We start from the raw sequence: 19,678 nt of genomic DNA, 5'->3' as shown, positions 1-19,678 counted from the left end.
GGGTCTAAAATGACCCACTTTTTCTCAGATGGAGCCAATGATGGGGTCACTAATTTCGTATGCCATATGGAATAACAAAGGCGGTGTTGGTAAGAGTACAATTACATTTCATCTTGCCACTCGCTATGCGGAACAGAATCCACACAAGCGAGTACTAGTAATAGATTTATGTCCACAATCAAACTCGAGTATGATGTTACTTGGTGGGGGGCATAGAGGAGAGCAGTTTGTATTTAATGAATGTGTTAGACAGCCGGTGCCTCGTACGGTTGTAGGCTATCTAAGTACCGTTATATCACGAGGCTCAGCAGCACCACTTCCAAATCCATATGAATTTTTAATTCTACCTAATTCAGTCAACGATACTATACCACGAAATTTATTACTCATGTGTGGTGATGGGAACTTGGAACCTATGGCTCCAGCAATAAGCCAAGCAGCAAATGCACCATCACTAATGCCTGGTGTTAGTCCTTGGCTCTGGGTTCACCGCGTATTCAGACAGTTAATTGAGAGTTTAGCTCAACTTGATCAAAGCGATTTGGTCGTTTTCATTGATACCAATCCAAGTTTTAGTATATATACAGAGCTAGCAATTTCAGCGGCAGACCGTTTGTTAACTCCAGTCAACGCGGATGATTCATCAAGAACTGCAGCCCAAGCAATGTTTATTCTTCTGCATGGTCAGGAACCTCCTCATCCTATCTATGGGCAATGGACATTCGCTGCTCACGCTGCGATGCATCAGTTACCTATCCCACAAATTCATTTAATTATTGGTAACCGATTGACACAACATCGAGGTCCTGCCGCAGCTTTCCAGGCATTATCCCAAGCAACATCTCTGGAGTTATATAACGGGTACATCCGTAGACCTGAATATTTCACTAGAAGACAAAATCAAATTCTAGATATAAATGACTTTCAAAATAATTATTCCGTTCCTCTAAGGGATTTTAATACGGCTGGCATCGTATCAGCACATTTAGGTGCTAGGTTGTCATCCATGCATGAAGGTAGATATGTTGTTCATGGGGATGAAGTGTCAATAGCAAGGGCAAGTGTAGTCCAATGCCTTGATGCAATAGATACAGTCGTTGCCTACTTATAGTAATATGTTGGCTGATATTGGCCTCTATATAAAATAAGGCCCGCATGGTGCGGGCCTTATTTTATATATGTTTTTCTATCTTTGATGATGTGCAATCAAGCGTCCAAGAACATATTGTGGGGTGCTTGATGCTCGTGTTGCAACTCCGGTAATGTCAGCAGTTGCTGCATATGCTGGTGAAGTTGCACACAAAAGAGCTAGAACAACCAATAGTATTCTCATCAAAGATGACAAGATAAAAAACAGCCCCACCCAAACAATGAAAAGTATCACTGTTAATGGATTTGCTACAATCGCAAGTTTGAAGCATTCACTCTCTAAATCTTGCATTGTTTTTGAACCGCAAATTTTTGGAGTCCCTTTACTCAACATAACAAAGGGAACTGCTACAGCACATACCAGCCAAAACCATGACTTGTCGAAATATCGGTATGCAAAAGATGCTCGTTCAAGGCTGTCAGAGGTAGCCTGCGGATCTGATATGGCATCATCTATTATCACGCTAAGAAACAGCTTTTGCTTGCGTGCGGCGTACTTACAAACAAGTAAGTAAACGGTAATCGATACGGCCCACACAAGGATCTCGAGATCACTCATCACTCACTCCTGTTGGTTCAGCATCAGCACTACTACTACCCTGCCGCATTTCCTGTCCTCTGGCAACTCGATCACTGAACTGTTCAGGTGTCAGTGGAACAATTTTCTTCTCAAAGTACGTCAAGGTTCGATTATAAAAAAAATACGCAATAATCCCTACGATCACCACCAGTGTTAGGGCTGGTGACTTGTCGTGCATGGCCAACAAAAAGTCACCGACATCCTTAATGTAAGAGGTTGGACAATCCGCTGCTCCTGTTGGTTCCATAACGATCCCTGTTTTCACTTAAAGTGGCGAGGGATTCTAATGAAATCATCAAATGGATTCCACTACTAGACAAAAATTTTTCTGTGCTTGTTGCATCATTGTGATCGAAAGCACTTTAAACAGAAAGTAAGGTCAAAGTGCCGTAACTATAGCGAAATCCGCGCTCATCCGCTCCCGCCTGCGGGTCGCGTTAAGAAAATTTTTTGCAGAAATGGATTACCGCAGTTTCCTAGCTCTAGGCCGCGCCGCTCTTGGGGGGTGGGTGCTTGGGAGGAACTGCACGAAGTGAAAGGAATTTCAGTTTTTTGCAAAAATGCGCCGCATTCGCTGGCTAGACGTAAAATATAACCATCTGATTTATATATAAAAATCGTACTTTCCGTGGCCGTTTCACCATTGCCCAGATTTTTCAGTTTGCCGACTGGGATCACCTCTTTTCATTTAAAAACAATGACCTATGTGTATTTCTCAGATTTATAAGATCTGAAAAATTGCAGTTTTCCACTTAACCCACCAGAAGGCCGTATACGGCCGCTAAACGCGTCCTGGCCTTCACTGGGGGCAAGACATGCCCTCATGCTGGGAATGGGCGCATGGAGTGATAGAGGCGCTGACCGGAGGGGGCTATTTGATGGGGAGGAACCGGCGGGTTTCTCCAGGGGTTACATGGCAAGTCGTGGGACGCTGAGATTTGTAACCTCACGGGGTTACAGGTTACAGCGTCAAGAAAAATGGCTACAGCCCGTACCAGACAAGGGCTACAGGCTTGTAACCTCATGCCTCTTTCTGTGCGTGTAACCTCTATTCGCTTTTTGTGCCCTGAGTGGGGTTACAGCTCAAAGCCGCGCCAATACTGGGCTAGAGCCGAGTTGTAACCTCGTAACCCGTGTAACCCCGTTTTTTTCAACATATAGAGATAGAAAAGGGAAATCTGGGGAGGAGAAAAAATTTTAGCGACGGTTCTCAAAAGAGAACATTTCTAAGAGGCTGATAATTTTTCGTCCTGGTGGAGAAAAAATTTTTTGAGGGGGTGGGGAGCGATTTTAGAGTGGTTACTCTACAGGTTGAGATATCCTATAGGTATCCTATTGAAAAGAGGGTTAGCGAGTACTATCTCGCTAACCCTCTGGAATTGGTGGCCCCTGGGGGACTTGAACCCACGACCAATCGATTATGAGTCGACTGCTCTGACCAACTGAGCTAAGGGGCCAAATTGTGCGTTTAGCGGCGTGGATTATAGGGGAAGAGGAAAGGGCAGTCTATAGGCATATCAACCACTTGGCGACTAATTGTCCAGCTTGATTGAGGGCGCAAAGAGGGTTGCAAGGGTAAATGCCAGACAAAACAAAGCCCCGCATGGCGGGGCTTTGGCAGAGCAGTTTGACACAGGGTCAGGACTATTCGTCCAGGAAGCTGCGCAGCACTTCCGAGCGGCTCGGGTGGCGCAGTTTACGCAGTGCCTTGGCTTCGATCTGACGAATACGCTCACGGGTAACGTCGAACTGTTTGCCCACTTCCTCTAGGGTGTGGTCAGTGTTCATGTCGATACCGAAACGCATCCGCAGTACCTTGGCTTCGCGGGCGGTCAGGCCAGCAAGCACTTCGCGGGTGGCGTTGCGCAGGCTTTCGCTGGTCGCCGCATCCGCTGGCAGAGCCAGGGTGGTATCTTCGATAAAGTCGCCCAAGTGGGAATCTTCATCATCACCGATGGGCGTCTCCATGGAGATAGGCTCTTTGGCGATTTTCAGTACCTTGCGGATCTTGTCTTCCGGCATGCCCATGCGCATGGCCAGCTCTTCCGGGTTCGGTTCACGCCCCATCTCCTGCAGCATCTGACGGGAGATTCGGTTGAGCTTGTTGATGGTCTCGATCATGTGTACCGGGATACGGATGGTACGGGCCTGATCCGCGATGGAGCGGGTAATGGCCTGACGGATCCACCAAGTTGCATAGGTCGAGAACTTGTAGCCACGACGGTATTCAAACTTGTCTACTGCCTTCATCAGACCGATGTTGCCCTCCTGGATCAGATCCAGGAACTGCAGACCGCGGTTGGTGTACTTCTTGGCGATAGAGATAACCAGACGCAAGTTGGCCTCAACCATCTCTTTCTTCGCACGGCGGGCTTTGGCCTCACCGATGCTCATACGACGGTTGATATCCTTGATCTGGGCAATCGACAGACCGGTCTCTTCTTCAATCTGCTGCAGCTTGCCGATGGCGCGCTGGATATCCTCGTCCATTTCAACCAGACGGGGAGACCAGGCTTTGCCAGCCTGCTTCTGGTATTCAAACCAGGCAGTTTCACACTCGTTGTTGGTGAAGGCCGCGACGAAGGTTTTCTTCGGCATCTTGGCCTGCTCAACGCAGAGCTTCATGATGATGCGTTCCTGCACGCGGACACGCTCCATCATTTCACGCATGTTGTTGACCAGGCGATCGAACTGCTTGGGCATCAGGCGGAATTGACGGAATACATCGGCCAGCTGGGCGATGGCGGCCTGGGTATCTTCGTGCGCGCGACCATTCTTCTGAATGGAGAGGCGGGTCACTTCATACTGGGCACGCAGTTCACCAAACTTCTCGCGAGCGACTTCCGGATCCGGACCACCGTCACCGTCGTCGTCAGAGCTGTCGCCATCTTCGTCTTCGTCTTCTTCGTCTTCTTCATCTTCGTCGGCCAGATCGTCTTCGCCGAGCTCGGAACCGATATGCGTGGCGGTAGGCGCCATATCTTCAGTTTCGTTCGGGTCAATAAAGCCAGAGATGATGTCAGAGAGACGCAGCTGCTCGGCTTCGTACTTGTCGTACTGTTCGAGCAGGTAAGTAATTGCTTCAGGGTACTCGGCTACGGAGCTTTGTACCTGGTTGATACCGTCTTCGATCCGCTTGGCGATGTCGATTTCGCCTTCACGGGTCAGCAGTTCGACGGTACCCATTTCCCGCATGTACATGCGGACGGGATCGGTCGTGCGACCAATCTCAGATTCAACAGATGCCAGAGCCTGGGCCGCTGCTTCGGCAGCGTCCTCATCGGCGGTACCACCTTCAGCCATGATAAGGTCATCGGCATCCGGAGCGTTTTCAACCACTTGAATGCCCATATCGTTGATCATCTGAATGATGTCTTCGATCTGGTCTGAATCGACAATGTCTTGCGGGAGGTGATCGTTCACCTCGGCATAGGTCAGGTAGCCCTGTTCTTTACCTTTGGCAACGAGGAGTTTAAGCTGAGACTGCGGGGTTTGCTCCATAGAACTCATCCGGTTGGTGTTGCTAGGTTGCGCGTACAGTGCGCTGCTGCGCAAATAGCCAATTCTAATAGAAAACCGCCAGACATGCTATGTCTGGTTGCGGCGTCGGTCATGAGAAACCCCTGCCCGCAGTATTGTCGGGGCCAGGCGGTTATAAAATTTTTGCTTTTCATCCCGTCGATTCGGGCAACGTTATTCATATTGGGACTATTCACTCAAATATCAAGCCCCACATTCATTTCTTTTCTCAGTCTTCATCTCCCTGAGTAGCATCATTAACTCCTGCATCTCCGCTTGGCTTGGTCTTTCCTTGTTTTGTAACTCTTCTATACGCTGATTCAAAACCTGACTGGTAAAGCCAAAGAAAGTGTCTTCCAGTTCCCTCTGAATGTCCGGAGCTTGATCCGGATTGATCTCTTCAAACGGGTAATACATTGCCAGTTGTGCGAGGATCTCTCCCTCCTTGGTACCGCGCCAATGTTCCAGCAGGATACCTGTGGTAATACCGGGCTGTGCCAGGATCTGCTGGTGCAGTTGCAGCAGGAACTTGATGCCCTGTACGCGCAGTCCGGCCAATTCCGGCATGGAGGGCAGTTTGGCTGCTACCGCCGGATATTGCACCATCAGCGCCAGCGCCCGCCGCAGTGGAGTCAACTTGATCGCTTTTGGTTTGTTGACCTCGGCCTTGGGCTGAGTGTTGCGGGCAAACAGTTCGGCGATGCGCTGCTTGTTCTCGCCCCAGCGCATCATGCTGGAGAGGCGGGTGATCAACCCTTCGCGGGTAAACCCTTCCGGTACGCGGCGGATGAGTTCAGCAGCCTCATGAGCTATCTCATGCTTGCCTGCTTCACCTAGTAGTATTGCGTCCCGCCTTAGGCGCTGGAACATGAAGTCGGCGAACGGCTGGGCTTCATCGAGCAGAGCTTCGAAGCCCTCCTTGCCAATCTTGCGTACCAGCGAGTCGGGATCCTCGCCATCGGGCAGGAACACGAACTTCAGCTCGCGGCCATCCTGCAGATGAGGGAGGGCATTATCCAGCGCGCGCCAGGCGGCTTCACGACCGGCGTTGTCACCGTCGTAGCAGCAGACTACCTCGGCGGTGGTGCGAAACAGGGTGTGGATATGGTCGCTGGTCGTTGCAGTACCCAGCGCCGCCACCGCATAGTCGATGTCGTACTGGCCGAGTGCCACCACATCCATGTAGCCCTCAACCACCAGGATCCGACGTGGATCCTTGTGTGCCTGCTTCACCTCGTAGAGACCGAACAGCTCCCGTCCTTTATGGAAGATGGGGGTCTCCGGCGAGTTCAGGTACTTGGGGGTGCCATCACCCAGCACCCGGCCACCGAAACCGATGACCCGGCCACGCTTGTCACGGATCGGGAACATGATGCGATCGCGGAAACGGTCATAACTGCCCGGGCCATTGTCACGGGTGATCAGCATGCCGCCCGAGATAAGCAACTGCTCGTGATCCCGGCTGGCACCAAAGCGGCGGCGCACCTGATCCCAATCGCTGGGTGCATAGCCAATGTTGAATCGCTTGACCACTTCACCGGTCAGACCGCGGCCTTTGAGGTACTCCACCGCATGGGGAGCGCTCTTGAGATTGCTCTCGTAGAAGCGGGCGATCTGGTTCATCAGCTCGAACAGATCCTTGCTGACGGCGGGCTGGCTATTGGCCGAGCCGCCGATGCTCTGCTCGCGAGGTACCTGCATGCCTTGCATGCTGGCGAGCTCTTCGATGGCATCGGGAAATTCGAGACCGTCGTACTCCATGACAAAGCCGATGGCATTGCCGTGGGCGCCACAACCGAAACAGTGGTAGAACTGCTTCTCCTGGCTGACCGTAAAAGAGGGGCTTTTTTCGTTATGAAAAGGGCAGCAAGCCTGGTAATTCTTACCGGCTTTTTTCAGCCGCACTCGCGAGTCGATCAGCTCGACTATGTCTGTGCGTACGAGCAGATCGTCGATAAAGGATTGGGGGATCCTGCCTGCCATAACCGTCCTGTTTCATTGCGGAGAAAATAAAAAAGCCGCGCATTCCAAGGGAAGCACGGCTTCTTCGACCAAACAAGAGAGTTGCCTGTTACGCCAAGCGGGTTTTCACCTGAACACTGACGGCGCCGACATCGGCACGCCCCTGAATTTTCGGCTTCAAGACAGCCATGACCTTGCCCATATCAGCCATGATGGCAGCACCACTTTCAGTGATGGCTTGCTCGATCAGGGCAGCAATTTCATCTGCGGTCAGCTGTTGTGGCAGGAATTCCTGCAACACAACGATCTCGGCGGACTCTTTGTCGGCGAGATCCTGGCGACCGGCAGCTTCAAATTGGCTGATGGAATCGCGGCGCTGTTTGACCATTTTGGTCACGACAGCGAGGATATCCTCATCATTCAGCTCGATACGGGTATCGACTTCACGTTGCTTGATTTCTGCCATCAACAAGCGGATCGCTCCCAGACGTGCCTTATCTTTGGCAAGCATGGCGAGTTTTTGCTGATCCTTGAGTTGATCCTTCAGAGACACGGCAATATCTCCCGATTAGTACAGGCGGATACGACGTGCGTTTTCGCGAGACAGCTTCTTGGCGTGACGCTTGACAGCAGACGCTTTGGCGCGCTTACGAATGGTAGTCGGCTTCTCGTAGAACTCACGGCTACGAACTTCGGACAGGATACCGGCTTTTTCGCAAGAACGCTTGAAACGACGCAGAGCAACGTCAAACGGCTCATTTTCACGGACTTTGATTACTGGCATGTGCCTTTCACCTCAGTGATAAATTGTTAGCTGACCTTCAATCGATCAGCATGTCTTAAAATGGTGCGAAATTATACTCTGGACAGGGAATGAAAGTAAACCCGCAGAGATCGCTCTGGTTTAAAAAACCCGCGAAGGTTACCATAGCCGTCTCATTTTAGCAGTGAAATTTTTTAGCAATGCGTGTATTGGGCATAGAGACATCCTGTGACGAAACCGGGATCGCGATCTTCGACGATCAAAAAGGGATCCTTTCCCATCAGTTATACAGCCAGGTCAAGCTGCATGCGGACTACGGTGGCGTCGTCCCCGAACTCGCCAGCCGGGATCATGTTCGCAAGACGATCCCGTTGATCCAGGCCGCATTGCAAGAGGCGGGACTGGGCAAAGATGACATCGACGGCATCGCGTATACCGCGGGTCCGGGTCTGGTTGGCGCCATTCTGGTGGGGGCGACCATTGGCCGCTCGCTGGCGATGGCGTGGAACAAGCCGGCCATTGCCGTCCATCATATGGAAGGGCACCTGCTGGCCCCCATGCTGGAAGAGAAAGCTCCCGAGTTCCCCTTCGTGGCGCTGCTGGTCTCCGGTGGTCACTCCATGCTGGTACGGGTTGATGGCATCGGCAGTTATCAGCTGTTGGGCGAATCCATCGACGATGCCGCTGGCGAAGCGTTCGACAAGACCGCCAAGCTGATGGGGCTGGACTATCCGGGTGGTCCGCTGCTCTCCCGTCTGGCCGAGAAGGGCACCACCGGACGTTTCCACTTCCCCCGTCCCATGACTGATCGCCCAGGGCTCGACATGAGCTTCTCCGGCCTCAAGACCTTCACCGCCAACACCATCGCCGCCAATGGTGATGATGAGCAGACCCGTGCCGATATCGCTCGGGCGTTTGAAGATGCGGTGGTCGATACCCTGGCCATCAAGTGCCGTCGTGCTTTGAAAGAGACCGGTCTTAAGCGTCTGGTGGTCGCCGGTGGTGTCAGTGCCAACCGTCATCTGCGTGCCCAGCTGGCAGAATTGATGGAGAGCCTCAAGGGCGAGGTGTTCTATCCGCGCACTGAATATTGCACCGATAACGGCGCCATGATTGCCTATGCCGGTATGCAGCGCCTGAAAGCGGGCGTGTTTGAGCCGCTGGCGGTCAAAGCCGTGCCGCGCTGGCCGCTGGATACTCTGGATCCGGTCTGATCCGACGGATCCCGCCTTCTGGCGTGGTGGTGAGTACCATGGTGGCCTACTGCTCCTGCAATCCGGCAGCGGTGGTTATAGCGCCGCTGGTAGGCTGTTGTGGTGTCTGCTGTCGCCGTGGTTGAGCCATCCGGATAAGAGGTCAGCTCTCGTGCTGGCAGACTGCAAAGTACAGAGTTAAGAGATAAAAAAATCCCCGCCAACTGGCGGGGATTTTTATTTGGCGATCGGCATGCGATGAATTACAGCAGGATACCGCCGAAGAAGAAGCCCAGTGCCACGGCAATCGCGATGGTTGCGGTGCCGGGGATAAAGAAGGGGTGGTTGAACACGGCTTTGCCGATGCGGGTGGAGCCGGTGTCGTCCATCTCTACCGCGGCAAGCAGGGTTGGGTAGGTCGGCAGTACGAACAGGGCGCTCACGGCTGCGAAAGAGGCAATCGCAGTCAGCGGGCTGACACCCAGTGCCAGTGCGGCCGGCATCAACGCTTTGGTGGTGGCACCTTGTGAATAGAGCAGCATGGCGGCGAAGAACAGCACCACGGCCAGCAGCCAGGAGTACTGGTTCAGCAGGTCGCCAGCGATCAGCTGGATGGTGTCCATGTTGCCTTTTACGAAGACGTTACCCAGCCAGGCCACACCCAGTACGCAGATACAGGCAGACATACCGGACTTGAAGGTCGGCATGTTGGTCACTTGAGTGGCGTCCAGTTTGCACACCAGAGTCATGATGGTGGCCGCGGCCAGCATGATGCCCATGATGGCGCCGTCACGGGGGATCGGCGGGTTGGTGATCAGACCCACTTTACCGGAGATGGCAGTGGCATAAGCCATGACAGCAACGATGGCGGCGATGAAGATCCAGACAGACAGTTTGGCGTACGGTTTGATCTCGAGCTTGGTAGTACCACGCAGTTTGATCAGGCCCTTGGCTTTACGCTCCAGATAGACTTCGTCCTGCTCCAGCGGCTTGCCCATCATGTTGGCAATGAAGGCGCCCAGGATACAGGCCAGGAAGGTGGAGGGGATGCAGATGGCCAGCAGGGTCAGGTAGTCAACACCAAATGGCTCGAGCATGCCGGAGAAGGCAACCACAGCGGCAGAGATCGGGGAGGCTGTGATGGCGATCTGGGAGGCGACAACCGCGATGGAGAGCGGACGGGATGGGCGGATCCCTTGCTCTTTGGCCACTTCCGCGATCACCGGCAGGGTGGAGAAGGCGGTATGACCGGTACCGGCCAGCATGGTCATCAGGTAGGTGACCACCGGGGCGGCGAAGGTGATGTATTTGGGGTTCTTGCGCAGCGCTTTTTCTGCCAGGAAGACCAGGTAGTCCATCCCGCCAGCCAGTTGCATACAGGCGATGGCGCAAATGACGGACGCGATGATCATGATCACATCCCAAGGGATGTAGCTGACCAGTTGATCGCTCGGGATGGGCATGCCCAGACCCCACGTCAATACCAGTACCCCCAGACCACCGGCAAAGCCGATGCCGATGCTGCCTATCCGGGCCCCCAGATAGATAGCGGCGAGCACGACAAGTAACTCGATTCCAATCATAGCGATAACTCCATTTTTTAGTTTTTGGTTTTTATTTGGCAAAAAGCCAATTCCCGATCGGGCTGGGGATAAAGACCAATCGGGAACTGACTTTATGGGCCGGGAAGATCCCGGCCCACACTCGCTTATACGGCAGCTTCGCGGGTGAAACGCTTGGCTTTGTATTGCGGGTTCATCAGGTTCTCGATGGAGAGAATTTCGTCCAGCTGCTCGGCGCTCAGCAGGCCACGCTCAAGAACGACTTCGCGGACGTTCTTGCCGGTCTGGGCACAGATCTTGCCGACGATATCCCCTTCGTGGTGGCCGATGAAGGGGTTCAGGTAGGTCACGATACCGATGGAGTTCAGCACGTGATTCATGCAGATTTCCGGGTTGGCGGTGATACCTTCCACGCACTTCTCGCGCAGAGAAATACAGGCTTTTTCCATCAGGCTCAGGGATTCGAACATCGCCTGACCAATCACCGGCTCCATGACGTTCAGCTGCAGCTGACCGGCTTCGGCGGCGAAGGTGATGGTGATGTCGTTACCGAATACCTTGAAGCAGGATTGGTTGACCACTTCCGGGATAACCGGGTTGACCTTGGCCGGCATGATGGAGGAACCCGCCTGCATTTCCGGCAGGTTGATCTCTTTCAGTGCAGTGCGCGGGCCGGAGGAGAGCAGACGCAGGTCATTACAGATCTTGGACAGCTTCATGGCCAGACGCTTGATGGCGCCGTGCAGCATGACGTAGGCGCCACAGTCGGAGGTCGCTTCGATCAGGTCTTCTGCCGGCACATAGGCACGACCGGTGATCTCGGCCAGACGCTTGATAGCCAGTGCAGAGTACTCGGGCGGAGTGTTCAGACCGGTACCGATGGCGGTCGCGCCCAGGTTCACTTCCAGCAGCAGCTCCTGGCAACGCTTGATGGATTTGATCTCTTCACGCAGGGTCACGGCGAATGCGTGGAACTCCTGACCCAGAGTCATCGGAACCGCATCTTGCAGCTGGGTACGACCCATCTTCAGGATGTTTTTGAACTCTTTCGCTTTGACATCGAATGCCGCGATCAGGTGCTCCAGCGCGTGCAGAGTCACGTCAGTGCTGTTGACCACAGCAACGCGGAAACCGGTCGGGTAGGCATCGTTGGTGGACTGGCACTTGTTGACGTGGTCGTTCGGGTTGATGACGTCGTAACGGCCTTTCTCCAGACCCATGATTTCCAGGGCGATGTTGGCCAGTACTTCGTTGGTGTTCATGTTGACGGAGGTACCGGCACCACCCTGGTAAACGTCGACCGGGAACTGGTCGAAGCATTTGCCGGTGTTCAGCATCAGGTCGCAGGCTTCTACGATCTTGTCAGCAATTTCAGGACGGATGGTACCCAGTTCACCGTTTGCCAGCGCAGCGGCCTTCTTGGTCAGCACCATACCGCGGACGAATTCCGGAACGTCAGAAATCTTCTGAGAGCTGATCTTGAAGTTCTCGACAGCGCGCAGGGTGTGCACACCGTAGTAGAGATCATTGGAAACTTCTTTGGTGCCCAGCAGGTCTTCTTCAATGCGGACGTTCTTGATGTCGCTCATTGTAATGCCTCAGAAATCAGATAAATGGAAAAATCCTCACCGAGTGGTCGCGAGTTCCTTGCGCACAGCTCATCCTGAAGCACCACACATCGAGTGGGGCGGTTGGGAGAATGACCTCCCGAAAAACTAATCAATATACTACTCCAATTGAGGTATCGGTTATTAGAGGTGGATCACTAAATTTGCGACATTTTCAAATTACTTTGAGGAAAGTACACATATGTTATGAAGTTTTTATCATGATGATTTTTATAAATTTTTGTGACTTTTTGCTGGTTTTTTAGATTGCTGATGACGTAGGAGTCAGTTGACCAACTTGAAAAGAGGGGGGCAGCCCCCATTTATTCAGGGCAGAAAGTGGTGATGATGGGGGGCAAAATCGTCTCTGACCATCGTTGCATGGGTGCCACTTTTTCTCAATTTACCGGTGCTGGAGTGGATATGGGCAAGTTGTTTTTGTTGTTGGTGGGTCTGGTTGTGCTGGAGCTCACCGTGATGATCGAGGTCGGCTCGGTAATCGGGGCGCTGCCGACTGTCGGCTTGCTCATACTGACCGCGGTATTGGGCTCCTCGCTGGTGCGCAGTGAAGGGATCAAGACCCTGTTCAGCGCCCAGCAAAAGATGCAGATGGGCGAGATGCCGGGCCGTGAGGTGATGGGGGGCATGATGCTGGCATTGGCCGGCTTGCTGCTGATCATTCCGGGTTTTGTCACCGACTTTTTCGGGATCCTGCTGCTGCAGCCCTGGCTGCGCAACAAACTGGCTGACAAGCTGATCGGCAGCAACCAGTTCCGGATGCAGATGGGTGGTTTCCAGCCTACTCAATCGCCGTTTGGCAACGCACCGTCCGATGATCATCTGGGAAACGCCAAGCAGGGCGGCACCACCATCGAAGGCGAATTTGAGCGCAAAGAGTAATCGACGAGACGAAAACCCGAGGAGAGTGACTGAATCAGGGTTTGCCCTGATGGCACAAGGCCTCGAAGCGGTGTCGGGCATACCACCATGCGAGGGTGCCCGCCGCCAGATTGGCCAGCAAGATCCCCAGATATATCCCCTGTTCTCCCCCCAGCTTTGCCCCCAGCCAGGCTCCTGGCAACAGAAAACCAAACAGCCGCAATCCGTTGAACAAAAACGAGATACTGGATGCTCGCACGCCATTTAGCGCCGAGGCCAGCAGCATCACCATGCCCTGAAAGCCGTAACCGATCGGCACCAGATGCAGATAGAGAATGATGAGGCGAATGACCTGCGGATGATCGCTGAACAGATTGGCGATGAGTGGCGCCAGTAGCCAGGTCAGGCCATAGATGGCGAGCTGGAACAGCAACGCAAACCTCATGCAGCTCTGCAGTGCAGCTTTGGCCCGGGCCGGATTACCGGCACCGCAGTTTTGCGAGATGAAAGGGGCCAGTACGGAGGCGAGGGCCATCATCACAATCAGCAGCAGTGCCTCGACCCGCGACGCAGCGCCGTAAGCGGCCACCACCTCGGTACCCAGACCGGCGAAAATCATCATCAGCACCGCATTGGCCAGGGGGTTGAGCATATTGGTAAAAGAGGCGGGGACGGCGACATGGAGTAACGCCCGCCAGTGGGATAGCAACCGAGCCCGCGGCGAGAGGCGCCACAGCAGCAAGCCCTCCCGATGACGCAGGATATAGAGGCTGACAAGCATCGCCATCAACCAGGAGATAGAAGTCGCGATGGCGGCCCCGCGGATCCCCCATTCGGGAAAGGGGCCGATACCGAAGATCAACAGAGGATCCAGTACCCCGTTGACCAGCCCGGCTACTGCCATCACCAGACTGGGGGTTTTGGTATCGCCGGTCGCCCGGATGGCGGCATTGCCCACCATGGGCAGCACCAGCATGGGGACGGTGAGATACCAGATCAGCATGTAGTCATGGATGAGGGAGATAAGCTCGGCACTGGCCCCCAGCAGAGTAAACAGAGGCTTGATGGTGAGAGCCCCCCCCGCGGAAAGCAGGGCCACCATGATCACCGCCAGAAACAGACTGTCGGTGGCGAGATGGGCCGCCTCATCGTGTTTGCCCTGCCCCAGGGTATGACCGATCACCGCAGACAATCCGGCGCCCAATCCCATCGCCAGCGAGGTAACCACAAAAGTGACAGGAAAGGTAAAACTGATGGCGGCCAGAGCTTCGGTGCCCAGCATACCGATAAAAAAGGTATCGACCAGATTGAAGGCCAGAATGGCGATGATGCCGAAGATCATGGGGCCCGTCATCTGGCGCAGTACGACCGGAATAGGGGCTGTCAACATGGGGTTGGTGCGGGTCAAGGGCTCGTCTCTACAGCTGGCTTTGAAGGTTCTGGCATGGAAACCGGGCGGCTTGAACCGACCTTGCACCAGAGTGCGGACATGGCTGAACCATCGAAGATGTTTATAGTACGTGAAAAAATTTTTTTTGTATTTGCCCTTGAAGGGTTAGCAACTCTGCCCCACATCAGGGACATATCTAATTTGGCCTGGAACGGCCATTCCTCAAAGCAACAATGAGACTCATTTTGGGAGAGTTATCGATGAAAATTCGTCCACTGCACGACCGCGTCATCATCAAGCGCATCGAAGCTGAAGCCAAATCTGCCGGCGGTATCGTCTTGACTGGTACTGCGGCCCAGAAGTCCACCCGTGGTGAAGTGCTTGCCGTGGGGACTGGTCGCATCCTGGATAATGGCGAAGTCAAAGCGCTGGCCGTGAAGGTTGGTGACAAGGTTATCTTCAACGAAGGCTACGGTGTTAAGACCGAGAAGCTGGATGGTCAGGACGTCCTGATCCTCTCCGAAACCGACATCCTGGCGATTGTCGAAGAGTAATCCATCCTCCTTTTCCCCGAATTGATTTAAGGATTGAAGAAAATGGCAGCTAAAGACGTTAAGTTTGGTAACGAAGCCCGCATCAAGATGCTGGAAGGCGTAAACATCCTGGCTGATGCCGTCAAGGTGACTCTGGGCCCGAAAGGCCGCAATGTGGTGCTGGACAAGTCCTTCGGCGCCCCGACCATCACTAAAGATGGTGTGTCTGTTGCGCGCGAAATCGAGCTGGAAGACAAGTTCCAGAACATGGGCGCTCAGATGGTCAAGGAAGTGGCTTCCAAGGCGAACGATGCCGCCGGTGACGGTACCACTACTGCAACCGTTCTGGCTCAGGCTATCGTCAACGAAGGTCTGAAAGCCGTTGCCGCCGGTATGAACCCGATGGATCTGAAGCGCGGTATCGACAAGGCCGTTGTGGCTGCTGTTGCCGAGCTGCAAGCGCTGTCTCAGCCGTGTGCCGACAGCAATGCCATCGCTCAGGTGGGCACCATCTCCGCCAACTCCGACGAGAAAGTGGGCAAGCTGATTGCCGAAGCCATGGACAAAGTGGGTCGCGATGGCGTCATCACCGTTGAAGATGGTCAGGGTCTGGAAGATGAGCTGGCAGTTGTTGAAGGTATGCAGTTCGACCGCGGCTACCTGTCCCCCTACTTCATCAACAAGCAAGAGACCGGTTCTGTTGAACTGGACGACCCGTTCATCCTGCTGGTTGACAAGAAAGTCTCCAACATCCGCGAAATGCTGCCGGTACTGGAAGGCGTTGCTAAAGCTGGCAAGCCGCTGCTGATCGTTGCTGAAGACGTAGAAGGCGAAGCGCTGGCCACTCTGGTGGTCAACACCATGCGCGGTATCGTGAAAGTGGCTGCCGTCAAGGCGCCTGGCTTCGGTGACCGTCGCAAGGCCATGCTGCAGGATATCGCCGTACTGACTGGCGGTACTGTCATCTCCGAAGAAGTTGGCATGGAGCTGGAAAAAGCGACTCTGGAAGATCTGGGTCGTGCCAAGCGTATCGTCATCACTAAAGAGAACACCACCATCATCGATGGCGTGGGTGATGCCGGTGTGATCGAAGGCCGTGTTGCCCAGATCCGTCAGCAGATCGAAGAGACCTCTTCCGACTACGATCGTGAGAAGCTGCAAGAGCGCGTAGCCAAGCTGGCTGGTGGTGTTGCCGTGATCAAGGTTGGCGCAGCCACCGAAGTCGAGATGAAAGAGAAGAAAGCCCGCGTTGAAGATGCCCTGCACGCTACCCGCGCCGCGGTTGAAGAAGGTGTGGTTGCCGGTGGTGGTGTCGCGCTGGTTCGCGTTGCAGCCAAACTGGCGGGTCTGCGCGGTGACAACGAAGACCAGAACGTCGGTATCAAGGTTGCCCTGCGCGCCATGGAAGCCCCGCTGCGTCAAATCGTCATCAACGCCGGTGAAGAAGCCTCCGTCATTGCCAATGCAGTGAAGAACGGCGAAGGCAACTTCGGTTACAACGCTTACAGCGAACAGTATGGCGACATGCTGGCCATGGGTATCCTGGATCCGACCAAGGTAACCCGTTCCGCCCTGCAGTTTGCCTCTTCCATCGCCGGTCTGATGATCACCACCGAGTGCATGGTCACCGAACTGCCGAAGAAAGATACCCCTGCTATGCCTGACATGGGCGGCATGGGTGGCATGGGCATGATGTAATCATCCCCCTTGTTCTGTTTGACAAACGGCTCGCTCAAGGCGAGCCGTTTTTTTATATCTGGCTAAACTGAGTCTGTTGAGACAGCAAATCTGGGGGCGATATGAAAATGTTTGGTTGGCTGACACTACTGTGTTCATTGGTCATCATGCCGGTGATGGCTGCTGAGGCGCTGACTGGGCCGGTGATCCTGAAAGTCGGTGGCAACATCAGGTCGGCAGACGAAGTTGATGGCAAGGTGTTGTTTGATCTGGCAAAACTACAGGCTCTGCCGCAACATGAGATAGTGACCGGCAACCCGTGGGTGGATAAGCCGCACACCTACAGAGGCCCAAAACTGGCCGATGTATTGGCTGCAGTCGGTGCGGATGGCAAGACCATTACGTTGACGGCACTGAACAGTTTCCAGATCCGCATTGAATGGGACAAGGTTGCCAAATACGAGCCCATCCTCGCATGGGAAGACAATGGTGCTGTCATGCGGGTGCGTGACAAGGGGCCGGTCTGGTTTATGCTGCCTCTTGATCAGTATCCGGAATTGAAGCGATCCGAATATACCGACATGATGATCTGGCAGCTGGATTTGATAGATATTCAGCACTGATAAAAACAGCACGGGAGCATGGGGTGAAAGGAAAGACCAGGGCGTGGCCACTGCTCGTCATTCTGTATGTATCCATCCTGTCCTTTACCGGGAGCACCCTCTATTGCCTGATGCAGATTCAGAATGCGACCAGAGCGATGGAGAAATACACCTATGATGTCTCCTGGGCGCTGATGCAGTTGCAGCTGGAGCTCGGTCGTTTCCTCAATGCGGTAGAGGTCTATCACTATGGCGGGATTGATCATGACACCTTGATGTTGCGTTATGACATTCTCTGGAGCAGAACGCCCATCCTGTTGAGCGGCCAGCTGCGCAAGAGCATGCAGGACAAACAGAAAACCTTGCGTCTGGTGCAGCTGATTGAAACCAATATTCGCCAAATAGAGCCCGATATCACCAAGTTGCAAAGCTGGGCATCTGACTATCAGCAGATCATGATGCGCCTTGCCCCGCTGCAAGAGCCTCTCTCCTACTCCCTCGCTTCTGTGATGCAGAAGAACATCAACGTCTATTCCGAGAACGATCGCCATTTTGGCCAATTGCGCAATGCCTTGTTGTTGATGGTATCCGGTCTGGTCATGTCAGTGCTGCTGCTCAGCATGTTGCTTATATATGAAGGGCGTCGTCATTTCAGAGCGGCCAGACGGGATCCGCTGACCGGGTTGTCCAATCGGGTTGCTCTGCTGGAGCGGATGGAGCTGTACGCCACACAGGAAGTGCCGTTTGGGCTGGTGCTGGTCGATATCAACGACTTCAGGGATATCAACAGCAAGTTTGGCTATGACACCGGTGATTATCTGCTTTGTGAGTTTGCCACCCGGATCAGAGTGCTCTGTGAAGAGGGGGAGTGGAGTGGACGTCTGGGGGGAGATCAATTTGCCATTATTCAACGTGGCAGCAGCGATCTGCGTCAGGTCAGGGAGCTGGTAGCGCGATTGCTGCATGCGCTGAAGCAAGACATCGTCTATGACAACTATCCCTTCCGGCTTGAAGTCGGGATCGGGATTGCCTTCTATCCGATGGACAGCGACAAGACTCAGGAGTTGCTGAGTCGTGCGGAGCAGGCCCTGTTCCATAGTCGCAAGACCCATGTCCCCTATGTAATTTACGATAACTCCCTGCTCAACGAGACGGCGCGGCGCAAACATCTGGCGTCGGACATGATCATGGCGCTGGAACACAATGCGCTGGAACTCTATTACCAACCCATCGTCAATCTCGAGAGTGGCCGCTGCGAAGCTGTCGAGGCTCTGTTGCGCTGGCGGCATCCGGAACTCGGTTTCATTCCGCCAAACGAAGTGATTATGGTGGCCGAGGAGTTCCAGCTTGCCGAACGGGTTGGCAGCTGGGTGCTGAACACCGCTTGCGAGCAGCTCTATCAGTGGCACCAGCTTGGTATGGTTGATCTGCAAATGTGTGTGAATATCTCGCCAGGCATGTACCAGCGCAATTTGCTCAAACTGGTAGCCAAGGCATTGATGGAGCACCACCTGCCTGCTCGTAGCCTGGTCTTGGAAGTCACGGAAGATACCACCATGCGCGAAGTGAAGAACTCGCTGCAACTGATGCAGGATCTCAATCAGCAGGGGGTACTGCTGGCACTAGATGATTTTGGTACCGGTTATTCATCTTTGAGTTATCTGCAAAAGTTACCGGTCAGCAAGGTGAAGATCGACCGCTCCTTTATACAGGGCATTGACACCTCAATGGAGGCATCCGAACTGGTCGCCAATATTTGTCGGATGGGGTCGATGCTGGGCAAGAGTCTGGTGTGTGAAGGGATTGAGACACAGGCCCAGTTGGATGTATTGCGATCTCTGACCGATATCCACTTGTATGGGCAGGGCTATCTGTTCAGCCGACCAGAGCAGGCGGAGAAAATCTATCAAACCTTGTTGGAGATGGAGGAGCTTTGGCTGGCGCGTCAACAATCCGAAATGGCTTATATGAGTTGAGAGGGGGCTTGCCTGTCATCTGCCTCCAGAATGTGTGATTTAGCTCGAACTTTCTTCTTTTTGTTTGTTGTTTGAACGGTTGTGCGGTTTTATCAAAAAAACATGCAGTTTAGCCTTGCCAGAAAGAATCTGTTCCCTATAATGCGCCTCCATCGACAGGGCAAGCGGCAACGCAAACAACCTTGTCGATGACCTCGAAAAGCCTTTGAAAATAAGGCTTGACTCGAGAAGGCGGTTGAGTAGAATTCCACTCCCGCAGCAACACACTGTTGCGTCGCTCTTTAAC

Annotated in this window: 17 protein-coding genes and 1 tRNA gene; 7 read left to right on the top strand and 11 right to left on the bottom strand. The window is 53.7% G+C overall.

All coding sequences use genetic code 11. From position 1 onward, the window contains the following. Positions 1–37: 37 nt before the first annotated feature. The gene (locus tag AB5Y71_RS19895) at positions 38–1,111 is read left to right on the top strand and encodes a ParA family protein (RefSeq protein ID WP_368172276.1); all 1,074 of its coding nucleotides are present in this window, start codon (positions 38–40) and stop codon (positions 1,109–1,111) included. A 75-nt stretch (positions 1,112–1,186) separates the two neighbouring features. On the opposite strand, the gene AB5Y71_RS19890 is transcribed toward AB5Y71_RS19895, so the two are convergent. The 7 genes from AB5Y71_RS19890 to rpsU form a co-directional block, all read right to left on the bottom strand. Then, positions 1,187–1,708 carry a hypothetical protein gene (locus tag AB5Y71_RS19890; RefSeq protein WP_368172275.1) on the bottom strand — a complete coding sequence of 174 codons (522 nt, stop codon included), beginning with the start codon at positions 1,706–1,708 and terminating at the stop codon, positions 1,187–1,189. Then, positions 1,701–1,976 (bottom strand): hypothetical protein, encoded by a 276-nt coding sequence (locus tag AB5Y71_RS19885; RefSeq protein ID WP_368172274.1) that lies wholly within the window; start codon positions 1,974–1,976, stop codon positions 1,701–1,703. The genes AB5Y71_RS19890 and AB5Y71_RS19885 overlap by 8 nt, the downstream gene beginning before the upstream one ends. Positions 1,977–3,109: 1,133 nt before the next feature. Then, positions 3,110–3,186: transfer RNA gene (locus AB5Y71_RS19880), tRNA-Ile, on the bottom strand. 187 nt (positions 3,187–3,373) lie between these two features. Next, positions 3,374–5,269, bottom strand: coding sequence for an RNA polymerase sigma factor RpoD (gene rpoD, locus AB5Y71_RS19875; RefSeq protein WP_263718854.1), 1,896 nt, complete (start codon positions 5,267–5,269; stop codon positions 3,374–3,376). A gap of 183 nt (positions 5,270–5,452) precedes the next feature. Then, positions 5,453–7,231: a DNA primase gene (gene dnaG, locus AB5Y71_RS19870; RefSeq protein WP_167573631.1), complete on the bottom strand. Its 1,779-nt coding sequence runs from the start codon at positions 7,229–7,231 to the stop codon at positions 5,453–5,455. 88 nt (positions 7,232–7,319) lie between these two features. Beyond that, positions 7,320–7,763 carry a GatB/YqeY domain-containing protein gene (locus AB5Y71_RS19865; protein WP_368172273.1) on the bottom strand — a complete coding sequence of 148 codons (444 nt, stop codon included), beginning with the start codon at positions 7,761–7,763 and terminating at the stop codon, positions 7,320–7,322. A gap of 15 nt (positions 7,764–7,778) precedes the next feature. Continuing rightward, a complete protein-coding gene (gene rpsU / locus AB5Y71_RS19860) occupies positions 7,779–7,994 on the bottom strand; it encodes a 30S ribosomal protein S21 (RefSeq protein ID WP_005309452.1) in 216 nt (71 codons plus the stop codon). A gap of 179 nt (positions 7,995–8,173) precedes the next feature. Here rpsU and tsaD point away from each other — a divergent pair, with 179 nt between their 5' ends. Beyond that, positions 8,174–9,187 (top strand): tRNA (adenosine(37)-N6)-threonylcarbamoyltransferase complex transferase subunit TsaD, encoded by a 1,014-nt coding sequence (tsaD, locus tag AB5Y71_RS19855; protein WP_005349085.1) that lies wholly within the window; start codon positions 8,174–8,176, stop codon positions 9,185–9,187. Between the two features lie 242 nt (positions 9,188–9,429). Here tsaD and AB5Y71_RS19850 read toward each other — a convergent pair whose 3' ends face one another. Then, positions 9,430–10,749, bottom strand: a complete 1,320-nt coding sequence (locus AB5Y71_RS19850; RefSeq protein ID WP_139462260.1) for an anaerobic C4-dicarboxylate transporter — start codon at positions 10,747–10,749, stop codon at positions 9,430–9,432. 125 nt (positions 10,750–10,874) lie between these two features. Further along, the gene (gene aspA, locus AB5Y71_RS19845; RefSeq protein ID WP_368172272.1) at positions 10,875–12,317 is read right to left on the bottom strand and encodes an aspartate ammonia-lyase; all 1,443 of its coding nucleotides are present in this window, start codon (positions 12,315–12,317) and stop codon (positions 10,875–10,877) included. Between the two features lie 441 nt (positions 12,318–12,758). Here aspA and AB5Y71_RS19840 point away from each other — a divergent pair, with 441 nt between their 5' ends. Then, the gene (locus AB5Y71_RS19840) at positions 12,759–13,235 is read left to right on the top strand and encodes an FxsA family protein (RefSeq protein WP_368172271.1); all 477 of its coding nucleotides are present in this window, start codon (positions 12,759–12,761) and stop codon (positions 13,233–13,235) included. A 34-nt stretch (positions 13,236–13,269) separates the two neighbouring features. Here the strand turns inward: AB5Y71_RS19840 and AB5Y71_RS19835 are convergent, their stop codons facing one another. Then, complete coding sequence (locus AB5Y71_RS19835; RefSeq protein ID WP_234879876.1) at positions 13,270–14,604, bottom strand: MATE family efflux transporter; 1,335 nt, start codon at positions 14,602–14,604, stop codon at positions 13,270–13,272. A 260-nt stretch (positions 14,605–14,864) separates the two neighbouring features. Between AB5Y71_RS19835 and AB5Y71_RS19830 the strand changes: the two genes are divergently transcribed. From AB5Y71_RS19830 to AB5Y71_RS19815, 4 genes are all read left to right on the top strand, one after another. Continuing rightward, complete coding sequence (locus tag AB5Y71_RS19830) at positions 14,865–15,158, top strand: co-chaperone GroES (RefSeq protein ID WP_005340573.1); 294 nt, start codon at positions 14,865–14,867, stop codon at positions 15,156–15,158. A gap of 42 nt (positions 15,159–15,200) precedes the next feature. Further along, complete coding sequence (groL, locus tag AB5Y71_RS19825; RefSeq protein WP_005340575.1) at positions 15,201–16,835, top strand: chaperonin GroEL; 1,635 nt, start codon at positions 15,201–15,203, stop codon at positions 16,833–16,835. A 101-nt stretch (positions 16,836–16,936) separates the two neighbouring features. Then, the gene (locus AB5Y71_RS19820) at positions 16,937–17,437 is read left to right on the top strand and encodes a molybdopterin-binding oxidoreductase (RefSeq protein WP_005349099.1); all 501 of its coding nucleotides are present in this window, start codon (positions 16,937–16,939) and stop codon (positions 17,435–17,437) included. 23 nt (positions 17,438–17,460) lie between these two features. After that, positions 17,461–19,392 carry a putative bifunctional diguanylate cyclase/phosphodiesterase gene (locus AB5Y71_RS19815; RefSeq protein ID WP_368172270.1) on the top strand — a complete coding sequence of 644 codons (1,932 nt, stop codon included), beginning with the start codon at positions 17,461–17,463 and terminating at the stop codon, positions 19,390–19,392. Between the two features lie 39 nt (positions 19,393–19,431). Here AB5Y71_RS19815 and AB5Y71_RS19810 read toward each other — a convergent pair. Continuing rightward, positions 19,432–19,678: hypothetical protein (locus AB5Y71_RS19810; protein ID WP_368172269.1), on the bottom strand; the 247-nt coding region annotated here is incomplete at its 5' end.

Source organism: Aeromonas sp. R9-2 (assembly GCF_040908025.1).
Taxonomy (GTDB): Bacteria; Pseudomonadota; Gammaproteobacteria; order Enterobacterales; family Aeromonadaceae; genus Aeromonas; species Aeromonas veronii.
Note: the sequence above shows the minus strand (reverse complement) of the source record. Positions and strands in the feature narration are given on the sequence as shown.

What these genes read in the sequence shown, in the direction of transcription:
- AB5Y71_RS19895 (WP_368172276.1), top strand. Translation starts at nt 38, where the DNA reads ATGATGGGGTCACTAATTTCGTATGCCATATGGAATAACAAAGGCGGT.
- AB5Y71_RS19890 (WP_368172275.1), bottom strand. Translation starts at nt 1,708, where the DNA reads ATGAGTGATCTCGAGATCCTTGTGTGGGCCGTATCGATTACCGTTTAC.
- AB5Y71_RS19885 (WP_368172274.1), bottom strand. Translation starts at nt 1,976, where the DNA reads ATGGAACCAACAGGAGCAGCGGATTGTCCAACCTCTTACATTAAGGAT.
- dnaG (WP_167573631.1), bottom strand. Translation starts at nt 7,231, where the DNA reads ATGGCAGGCAGGATCCCCCAATCCTTTATCGACGATCTGCTCGTACGC.
- rpsU (WP_005309452.1), bottom strand. Translation starts at nt 7,994, where the DNA reads ATGCCAGTAATCAAAGTCCGTGAAAATGAGCCGTTTGACGTTGCTCTG.
- tsaD (WP_005349085.1), top strand. Translation starts at nt 8,174, where the DNA reads ATGCGTGTATTGGGCATAGAGACATCCTGTGACGAAACCGGGATCGCG.
- AB5Y71_RS19850 (WP_139462260.1), bottom strand. Translation starts at nt 10,749, where the DNA reads ATGATTGGAATCGAGTTACTTGTCGTGCTCGCCGCTATCTATCTGGGG.
- aspA (WP_368172272.1), bottom strand. Translation starts at nt 12,317, where the DNA reads ATGAGCGACATCAAGAACGTCCGCATTGAAGAAGACCTGCTGGGCACC.
- AB5Y71_RS19840 (WP_368172271.1), top strand. Translation starts at nt 12,759, where the DNA reads ATGGGCAAGTTGTTTTTGTTGTTGGTGGGTCTGGTTGTGCTGGAGCTC.
- AB5Y71_RS19835 (WP_234879876.1), bottom strand. Translation starts at nt 14,604, where the DNA reads ATGTTGACAGCCCCTATTCCGGTCGTACTGCGCCAGATGACGGGCCCC.
- AB5Y71_RS19830 (WP_005340573.1), top strand. Translation starts at nt 14,865, where the DNA reads ATGAAAATTCGTCCACTGCACGACCGCGTCATCATCAAGCGCATCGAA.
- groL (WP_005340575.1), top strand. Translation starts at nt 15,201, where the DNA reads ATGGCAGCTAAAGACGTTAAGTTTGGTAACGAAGCCCGCATCAAGATG.
- AB5Y71_RS19820 (WP_005349099.1), top strand. Translation starts at nt 16,937, where the DNA reads ATGAAAATGTTTGGTTGGCTGACACTACTGTGTTCATTGGTCATCATG.